This is a genomic window from Nocardiopsis trehalosi NBRC 14201 (assembly GCF_001552555.1).
Taxonomy (GTDB): Bacteria; Actinomycetota; Actinomycetes; order Streptosporangiales; family Streptosporangiaceae; genus Nocardiopsis_B; species Nocardiopsis_B trehalosi.
Genome location: NZ_BCRK01000229.1, coordinates 1 through 8118 on the forward strand (window position 1 = coordinate 1; position 8118 = coordinate 8118).

At 70.1% G+C, this 8118-nt stretch carries 7 protein-coding genes; all 7 read left to right on the forward strand.

The genetic code is table 11. From position 1 onward, the window contains the following. Nucleotides 1-287: 287 nt before the first annotated feature. From NT8_RS25475 to cas2, 7 genes are read left to right on the forward strand one after another with little or no spacing between them, the layout of a single operon-like run. Nucleotides 288-2480: a CRISPR-associated helicase/endonuclease Cas3 gene (locus tag NT8_RS25475; protein WP_067974819.1), complete on the forward strand. Its 2193-nt coding sequence runs from the start codon at nt 288-290 to the stop codon at nt 2478-2480. A gap of 32 nt (nt 2481-2512) precedes the next feature. After that, on the forward strand, nt 2513-3163 hold the full coding sequence (cas5c, locus tag NT8_RS25480; protein WP_067974822.1) for a type I-C CRISPR-associated protein Cas5c: 651 nt from the start codon (nt 2513-2515) through the stop codon (nt 3161-3163). Between the two features lie 5 nt (nt 3164-3168). Continuing rightward, nucleotides 3169-4959: a type I-C CRISPR-associated protein Cas8c/Csd1 gene (gene cas8c / locus NT8_RS25485; protein WP_067974824.1), complete on the forward strand. Its 1791-nt coding sequence runs from the start codon at nt 3169-3171 to the stop codon at nt 4957-4959. Then, entirely contained in the window at nt 4956-5876 is a 921-nt protein-coding gene (cas7c, locus tag NT8_RS25490) for a type I-C CRISPR-associated protein Cas7/Csd2 (protein ID WP_067974827.1), read from the forward strand. The genes cas8c and cas7c overlap by 4 nt, the downstream gene beginning before the upstream one ends. Beyond that, nucleotides 5873-6532: a CRISPR-associated protein Cas4 gene (cas4, locus tag NT8_RS25495; RefSeq protein WP_067974829.1), complete on the forward strand. Its 660-nt coding sequence runs from the start codon at nt 5873-5875 to the stop codon at nt 6530-6532. The genes cas7c and cas4 overlap by 4 nt, the downstream gene beginning before the upstream one ends. Further along, entirely contained in the window at nt 6525-7547 is a 1023-nt protein-coding gene (gene cas1c, locus NT8_RS25500) for a type I-C CRISPR-associated endonuclease Cas1c (protein WP_067974832.1), read from the forward strand. The genes cas4 and cas1c overlap by 8 nt, the downstream gene beginning before the upstream one ends. Next, nucleotides 7547-7837 carry a CRISPR-associated endonuclease Cas2 gene (cas2, locus tag NT8_RS25505; RefSeq protein ID WP_067974834.1) on the forward strand — a complete coding sequence of 97 codons (291 nt, stop codon included), beginning with the start codon at nt 7547-7549 and terminating at the stop codon, nt 7835-7837. The genes cas1c and cas2 overlap by 1 nt, the downstream gene beginning before the upstream one ends. Nucleotides 7838-8118: the final 281 nt, after the last annotated feature.

Sequence of the window (8118 nt, forward strand, 5' to 3'; positions counted from 1 at the left end):
CGGCCGCTGCGGGCCGCAACCCCGACCCCGACGAGGGGCGGGACGACGACCCGCTCGCGGCAACGGCATGAAGCGGCCGCTGCAGGTAAGAACCGAAGTGCCCGCCGCAGGTGCGATTGTCCCCGATCGTGGATAAGCGAGTACTTTCGCCATTCGATACGCATCTCGGATTCACTGTCCGATGTGGAATCGGTGCCGCCGTGAGTTTTTCGAACATGCCTCCGCTTGTCCGTGTGCAGTTGTAGTGTCCCAATCCACCACCCCCTCGTCGTGGATTGGGGCGACGTATGCAGTTATGGGCGCATAGTGCCAATACTCACGGGAAGCGCCACAGTCTAGAAGATCATCTTCGCGGCGCCCGGGAACGGGCGCTGCGGAAGGCGGCGAAGTTCGGCGCTGCGGAGCTGGCCGCCTATCTCGCGCTGGTGCACGACGTCGGAAAGGGGACGTGTGCGTGGCAGGCCGGCCTGAGGCGAGCCGAGGCCGATAACGGGCCGGTGGGTATTCCGCACAAGCACGCCGGGACGTGGCTGGCCGCCAAAGCGGGACTTGACGTGTTCAGCGGGGTGGTCTTCGGTCACCACGGTGGCCTGGTCTCGCTGCCCGACCTGGAGGCCGCCCTTCGGGAGGCCGACGGGGACCTGAGTGCCGCGGTGCGCGAGGCGATCGACAGCGTCGGCGCCGTCGTTCCTGAAATCCATGACGGCCCCACCCTCCCGGCGTGGCTGGAACCGGCCTTGGGGAGTGACCCTCTGGTGGCCGAGGTCCTGCTGCGCATGGTCTTCAGCACGGTCGTCGACGCCGACTTCCTGGACACCGACGAGCACGCCACAGGAATGCCGCGCCCAGAGCATCCACTCGCGGCCCGCGACCTGGCCGACCGCTATGAACAGGCGCTGGCCGCCGCGCTCGCGAAGCGCCCGCCGACGCCGATCGACGGCATCCGCCGACGCGTCTACGCCCACGCGGTCGCGGCTGCCGACGGCCCGCAGGGCTTCTACCGCATGGCCGCGCCCACCGGGTCGGGCAAGACGTTCGCTGCCGCCGGATTTGCGTTGCACCACGCCCGCCGACATGGCCTCGACCGGGTGATCGTCGCTGTGCCCTACACCTCCATCACCGAGCAGAACGCCCAGGAGTACCACGCGCTCCTTGATCGCGTCGGCGAACTCCCGGTGGTCCTCGAACACCACAGCGCCGTCGACCTGGATGCCGGCCGCGACCCGCGCGCCAAGCTCGCAGCGGAGAACTGGGACGCCCCGTTCGTCGTGACCACCACCGTCCGCCTTTTCGAGTCGCTCTTCGACCGCCGTCCCTCGGCGGTGCGCCGGCTGCACAACATCGCCCGCTCGGTGATCGTCCTCGACGAGGTGCAGTCCCTGCCGGACGGCCTGCTGGTTCCGATTCTGTCCATGCTGCGCACGCTGACCGAGCACTTCGGGGTCACGGTCCTGCTCGCCTCGGCCACCCAGCCGACCCTGTTCGACCTCGCCCCCCTCAAGCAGGTTCGCCCGCGCGACGTGATCGCCGACCCCGGGCCGCTGTACGCGGAACTGTCCCGGGTCTCCTACATCTGGCAGTGCAACCCCGCCCCCACACTCGAGGAGGTGGCCGCCGACGCCGCGGCGTGCCCTTCGGTCCTCGTCATCTGCAACACCACAGCCCAGGCCGCAGACCTGCACCGCCTGGTCGAGCGGGAGCGCGGCGCCGGGAGCGGGCCGGTGCTGCACCTGTCCACGCGCATGGTCGCCCGCCACCGCCGCGACACCATCGACGTGATCCGCGAGCTGACCGCCGCCGGCGCGCCGGTCGCCGTCGTCTCCACCCAGCTTGTGGAGGCGGGGGTCGACCTGGACTTCCCGGTGGTCTACCGCGCGTTCGCCACCGCCGAGGCGATGCAGCAGGCCGCGGGGCGGTGTAACCGCGCCGGCCGTCTGGCGAAGGGGCGCGTGGTGGTCTTCGACATCGCCGGCCCCGACGGAGAACCGCAGACCAAGGGGGAGACCGTCTACGGCGCCGCCGTGGGGGCCACCCGCGCGCACTTCGGGCCGGATCGGGCATTCCCCGACGACCTCGACGCTCTGGACGCCTACTACCGCGACCGCTTCACCAGAACCAACGTGGACAAAGAGGGCAAGGACGTGCAGAAGGCCCGCGGCAGATTCGACTTTCCCGCGACCGCCCGCCTGTTCCGCATGATCGACGACCTCAGCGTCCCCGTCGTCGCCGTGCCCGATCGCTACGAGCAGGAGTACGGCCCCCGGATCCGGCAGGTGCTCGGCCTGCTGCGCTCCGGGGTGAGTTCCATGGACCTGATGCGGGAATTGCGCCCGTTTACCGCGACTATTCCCAAGAACATGGCATTTGATGATGCGGCTCCTTTCCTCTCGCCTGTCGTAGGCGACCTGTACGAATGGTTGGGCGACTACAGCGACACCCGCGGTGTCGAAATAACCGATACGCAGGAGTACGTGTTTTGACCGGTTTTCGTGGTTTTCATCCACCTCTGGCAGTGGAGGTGTCGGGCCCCTACGCCTGCTTCACCCGTCCCGAATTTAAGACCGAGCGGTTCAGCTACCCCGTCATGACCCCCTCGGCGGCGCGAGGGCTTCTGGAGGCCATCTTCTGGAAGCCGGAATTCCAGTACCGCATCGACCGCATCGAAGTCCTGAACCCCGTCTCCTGGTTCACGGTGCGCCGCAACGAGGTCGAGGAGATCACCTCGGCCGACTGGGTGCGCCGCGCCATGGCCGACCCCGAAGTGCGCTTCGACGCCGAGGCCAAGCGCGACCAGCGCAACATGGTCGGCCTACGCGACGTGGCCTACCGCGTCTTCACCCACATCGACGTGCACTCGCACGCCGGTGCCCCCGCGGCCAAGTACCGCGACCAGTTCCGCCGCCGCGTCGAGCGCGGCGCCTGCTTCTCCCAGCCCTTCCTCGGTACCCGGGAGTTCTCCGCGTCGTTCACACCGCCCACACAGCGGTCCCCTGTCGACACAACCGAGGACCTGGGCGTGATGCTGCACGGCATCGACTACGACGGGCCCCGCGAGACCTACCGATGGTTCCGCGCACGCCTGGACGCCGGCGTCATGCACGTACCCGAACGGGGGGCCGAACTCCCCGGTGCGTCCACCGTCCGCACCGGCGGAAGGGGGTAGGGGCCGTGCTGCTCAAGGCCCTGGCCGACCACGCCCCCCACGTCGACGGGCTGCCCCCGGCCGGCTACCGGACGCGCACCGTGCGCTGGGCCATCCTGATCGACGCCCACGGAGCCCCCCTCAGCCGCGGCGCCGACGGCCGACCCGCCCTGGACGACCTCGCCGGCCCCGACCACCGCAACGGCATCGCGCTGGAAGCCCCCTACGTCTACCGCTCCGGAGCGAAGCCACCGCCCCTCCTCCTCGTCGACACCCTCCAATACGTCCTGGCCGTCCCCAAAGAACCCGGCGACAAGGCCGAGCGGGAGGCCGCCCGCCGCAACAGCGCCTACATCGACCTGCTGCGGGAGTGGGCCGCCGCGACCCCGGCCGATCCGACCGCCACCGCCGTCCTGGCGTTCTTCACCTCCGACCACCATCGGCGCATCGCCGTACCCGCCCACGCCAAACCCACCGACAACGTGGCCCTGCGCGTCCACGGACACGAGGGGTGGCCCCACCTCGGCGAAGCGGCCCAGCGGTGCTGGAGCCGCACCGTCGCCGCGCGCAAGAGCGGACGCACGGGCACCGGCCTGTGCCTGTCCTGCGGCACCGTCGGAACCCTGCTGGACACCCTGCCGCAGTCGGTCAAGTCCGGAGCGATCCCCGCCGGCAACGGACGTGCCCGCGACGCCCAACTCGTCTCGGTCAACACCACCGCCCAGGGCCGGGGCGGGCGCATCCAACTCGCCGACATCCCCGTGTGCGACCACTGCGGCACCCAGTCCACCGCCGTGCTCAACGCCCTGCTCGCCGACCCCGAACACCGCCACCGCACCGATGACGCGGTCACCGTGTGGTGGCTGAAGGAACCCGCTTCCTTCTCCCCGCTGCGCCTCCTCGAGCAGCCCCGACCCGACCAGGTCGCCGCGCTCTACCGCGAACTCGACCGCGCCCGCGCCCGGCCGGCCGACGCCGAAACCAACCGCTTCTACGCCCTGACGCTCTCGGCCAACCAGAGCCGGGTGGTGGTGCGCGAGTGGCTCGACATCCCGCTCGAGCGCAGCATCGCCCACATCACCGCATGGTTCGAGGACCACCGCATGCAGGACGTGCGCACCGGCGAACTGCGCTACGCGCCCCGGTGGCTGATGGAGTACAGCCTCGGCCGCGGCACCACCGACGGCGACACCTGGCGCTACCTCGGCGGCTCCCAGCCCGTCTACGCCGGCCCTGACCTGCTCCACTGCGCCTTGCGCGGGCCCACCCACCGCCCACCCGAACGCCTATTGCAACGCCTGCTCCAGCGCATCCGCGCCGACGGCCACATCGACCACACCCGCGCCGCCCTGCTGCGGCTTCTGCTCATCCGCCGGAACCCGGCCGAAAGGACGCGGCTGATGCCCCGACTCAACGTCGACGACGCCCGCCCCGCGCTCGTCTGCGGACGCATCTTCGCGGTGCTGGAGGAGATCCAGTACTACGCCCTGCGCGACCCCACCACCAAGAAGGGCCCCAACACCACCATCACCGACCGCTACTTCAAGCAGGCCGCCGTCGCACCGCTGTCGCAACTGGTGCGGTTGCGCATGAACGCCAACGGCCACCTCAAGCGCCTGCGCCGCGACAACGGTGGCGCCGCCACCGCCCTCTCCGACCGCCTGCACGAACTGTTCGACCTGCTGCCCGACGGCCCGCCCGCCGTCCTCGACCTGCACGGCCAGGGGCTGTTCGTCGTCGGCTACCACCAGCAGCGCGCCCACAGCCGCGAAGCCCAGCGCGGCAACCGCCCCGACTCGACCGAGGAGAACGAATGACCGCCCGACCGCACCTGGACCCCTCCCGCAAGCACGACTTCGTCTTCCTCTTCGACGTGCGCGACGGCAACCCCAACGGCGACCCCGACGCCGGCGGCATGCCGCGCACCGACCCCGAGACCGGCCAGGGCCTGGTCACCGACGTCGCCATCAAGCGCAAGATCCGCAACACCATCCCGCTGTTCAAGGGGGGCGAGCCCGGCTTCGACATCTACGTCGAGGCCGGCGTCTCCCTCAACTCCCAGCACGAACGCGCCTACACCGCGCTCGGCCTCAAGGGCGAACGGAAGGACAAGAAGCAGACCGCGCACAACCAGCCCTTGGCGCAGAGGTGGATGTGCCAGACCTTCTTCGACGTGCGCATGTTCGGCGCGGTCATGAGCACCGGCGACAAACCCGCCGGACGCGTCCAGGGCCCCCTGCAGCTCACCTTCGCCCGCTCCCTGCACCGCGTCCTCGACCAGGAGCACGGCATCACACGCATCACGCAGACGCGCACCCAGGACACCGAGGCCGGGCAGTCGACCGAAATGGGCACCAAGCACACCGTGCCCTACGGCCTCTACCGCGGCCACGGCCACTTCAGCGCCCCGCTCGCCGCGCGCACCGGCGTCACCTCCGCCGACCTCGACGCCTTCTGGCGGGCCATGACCATGATGTTCGACCACGACCGCTCCGCCGCCCGCGGCGAGATGGCGATGCGCGGCCTCTACGTCTTCACCCACGACGACGCCTTCGGCCGCGCCCCGGCCCACACCCTGTTCGACCGCATCAGCGTCGACCGCATCGGCGTGCCGGGCGAGGACGCCGAGACGGCGGCGAACCGCCCGGTCCGCTCCTTCGGCGACTACAAGCCCACCATCGACGACACCGCCCTGCCCGACGGCGTCATCATGACCCCGCTGGTGGACGGATGAGTACCACCGCAACCGAGGAACCGAGTCCCTGGCCGGTGCCGCTGTCGGCGCTGGAGCACTACGACTACTGTCCGCGCCAGGCCGGGCTCATCCTGCTCGAGGACGCCTACGCCGAGGACGCCGCCACCGTGCGCGGCACCTTGGCCCACCGCCGCGTCCACGACCCCGGCCAGGAGACCCGCCCGCGCGTACGCACCCTGCGCGCCCTGCCCGTCTGGCACGACGCCCTCGGCCTGACCGGGGTGTGCGACGTCGTCGAGATCCATCCCGACGGCACCGTCCTCCCCGTCGAGCACAAGTCGGGCTCCTACCGCCCCGGTGGCCCGGCCGACGTCCAGGTCGCGGCCCAAGCCATCTGCCTTGAGCAGCGCATGGGCACCCGCATCGAGAGCGCCGCCATCTACGCCATGGCCGACCGCCGCCGGCACCACGTCGCCGTCGACCACGCCATGCGCGAACGCGTGATCCGCATCGCCGGACAGGTCCGACGGGTACTCACCGAATCGGCACTGCCGCCTCCGGCGGCCGACGCCCGCTGCCGCCGCTGCTCCATGCACACCGGGTGCATGCCCAAGGTGCTCGCCAAGCGCCCCCGCTACGAACGGCTCCTGGGCGCCCTGTTCACTCCGGCCCCTGAAGCGGACTTCGATGACTGACCTGCTCAACACGCTCTACGTCCAGACACCAGGCGCATCACTGCATCTCGACGGCGACGCGGTGCGCGTGGTGCTGCCCGAGGGCGACCCCCGCCGCATCCTGCCGCTTCTGCGTCTGGAATCCATCGTCGTCATGGGCAACGTGCAACTGTCCTCCCAACTGCTCAGCCGCTGCGCCGACGACGGACGCGCGGTGGTGTGGCTCAGCGAAGGCGGCCGGTTCCGTTTCCGCACGGAAGGAGCCACCCGCGGCAACGTGCTCCTGCGCCACGCCCAGCACCTCGCCCACACCGACACCCCCGTCCGGCTGGGTATCGCCCGCGCGTGCGTGGCGGCGAAAATCCAGAACAGTCGGCAGATCCTCCTCAAGGGCGCCCGCGACGCCACGGAGCACAAGGCCGCCCTCCGCGCCGCGGCCGACGTCCTCGCGGGCACGCTCGGGGCCGCGGAGGCGGCCGGCGACATCGACACGCTCATGGGGGTGGAGGGCAACGCCGCACGGGTGTACTACGAGGTGTTCGCTCTGCTGGTGCGCCCGGAGACCGGCTTCAGCTTCCCCGGCCGCGTGCGCCGCCCACCCACCGATCCGGTCAACGCGCTGCTGTCCTTCCACTACGGACTCGTCCGCGCAATGGTCCACGGGGCCTGCGAGCAGGTCGGCCTCGACCCCTACGTCGGGTTCCTGCACGGCATCCGCCCAGGCAAGCCGGCGCTCGCATTGGACCTGATGGAGGAGTTCCGAGCGGTCCTGGCCGACCGCGCCGTGCTGACCCTGGTCAACCGCCGCCAGGTCACCGGCGCCGACTTCGAGGCCCTGGAAGGCGGGGCGGTCCAGCTCAATGAGGAGGGACGCAAGAAGGTGCTGGCCTTCTGGCAGCAGCAACGCGCCAGGGACCACCGGCACCGCGTCCTGGACCGCGCGGTGCCGGCCGGACTGCTGCCGTCGGTCCAGGCCCGCCTGCTCGCCCGCCACCTGCGCAAGGACCTGCCCGGCTACCTGCCCTGGACGGCGTGATGGAACTGCTGGTCACCTACGACGTCGCCACGACCACCCCGGAGGGCGCCCAACGCCTGCGGCGCGTGGCCAAGCTGTGCGAAGGGTACGGGCTGCGCGTACAGAAGTCGGTGTTCGAGATCGTGTGCACCGACGCCGACCTCGTACGCCTCAACGATTCCTTCCGGCGCATCATCAAGGACGGCGAGGACAGCATCCGCATCTACCGCATGAACCGGGGCGCATTCACGAAGGTCACCGTCTTGGGCGTCGCCGCACGGCTGCCTCACGACCAGTCGTTGGTGTTGTAGTTGGGAACCTGTAGTGCACATGAAAATCCGGGGAGGTTCCCAAGGACGTTTGTCGCTATTGAGGGCCGTCCATCCCTTTCAGTTGGCGGATCTGTCGAACGTTGGGCTGCCATTTCTGCTGTTCACAGACCGTGGCAGCGGCCCGCAACGGCCGCTGAGGATCGCAACTACTCGACCCTCGTCGACAACTTGGCCAAGTCCGGCGTGGCAGCGGCCCGCAACGGCCGCTGAGGATCGCAACTTCAGGTACCGCTGGATGTCCGACGCGCCCTCGAAGTGGC

Coding starts and splice junctions, on each gene's coding strand:
- NT8_RS25475 (WP_067974819.1), top strand. CDS start 288: ATGCAGTTATGGGCGCATAGTGCCAATACTCACGGGAAGCGCCACAGT.
- cas7c (WP_067974827.1), top strand. CDS start 4,956: ATGACCGCCCGACCGCACCTGGACCCCTCCCGCAAGCACGACTTCGTC.
- cas4 (WP_067974829.1), top strand. CDS start 5,873: ATGAGTACCACCGCAACCGAGGAACCGAGTCCCTGGCCGGTGCCGCTG.
- cas1c (WP_067974832.1), top strand. CDS start 6,525: ATGACTGACCTGCTCAACACGCTCTACGTCCAGACACCAGGCGCATCA.
- cas2 (WP_067974834.1), top strand. CDS start 7,547: ATGGAACTGCTGGTCACCTACGACGTCGCCACGACCACCCCGGAGGGC.